2 protein-coding genes are annotated in these 571 nt (G+C 45.9%); one reads left to right on the plus strand and one right to left on the minus strand.

Going from position 1 to position 571, the window contains the following annotated elements:
• The coding region (locus tag L1D47_RS21025; RefSeq protein ID WP_239886648.1) for a hypothetical protein at positions 1-186 on the plus strand (186 nt) is incomplete at its 5' end.
• A gap of 160 nt (positions 187-346) precedes the next feature.
• Here L1D47_RS21025 and L1D47_RS21030 read toward each other — a convergent pair.
• Positions 347-571, minus strand: a 225-nt coding sequence (locus tag L1D47_RS21030; RefSeq protein ID WP_239886242.1) for a transposase domain-containing protein, incomplete at its 5' end; no start/stop codon positions are given.

Genomic DNA, 571 nt, shown 5'->3' on the forward strand with positions numbered 1-571 from the left:
AAAAATCTTCAATTTATTGCGCTGTCGATTACAGAAAACAAACAAGTGCCCATTACAGGGCTCTTGTCGCAAGCTATAAGCAACAATGTTACTCAAACCATCTATCGACTTGCGCATATCAGTGATGCCGCATATCAAAGTGACATCAAGCCGGGTACTGTTATTAAACATATTGTCCTCCTATAAATCAGAAGAACAATGATGGTGGCTGATAGCTAAAATATGAAGGTGCAGTTTGTCGGACGCTTACCGATATCCCGATAGCCGGTCATCGGTATCCATTCTGTTTTTAAGCTTCTAAAGAAGCGCTCCATCGGGCTGTTGTGTAAGCGTCCGGTGATCCCACCTAGCGTTTAGCAAACTGCCATGGTAGTAGCTGCTCGATATCGACTTCGGGTTTGCTGAGCTGCTCTAGGCTAACCATGACATACTCGAACACATTGAGGTCGTTAGCCTTGGCCGTTTCAATGATGCTGTAGAGGATAGCACTCGCGTTAGCGCCGGTGGCAGTCTGGCTAAACAACCAGTTTTTTCTGCCTATGACGAACGGTTTGATTGCTCGTTCTGCACG

The organism is Shewanella sp. Isolate7, from assembly GCF_022398425.1.
Taxonomy (GTDB): Bacteria; Pseudomonadota; Gammaproteobacteria; order Enterobacterales; family Shewanellaceae; genus Shewanella.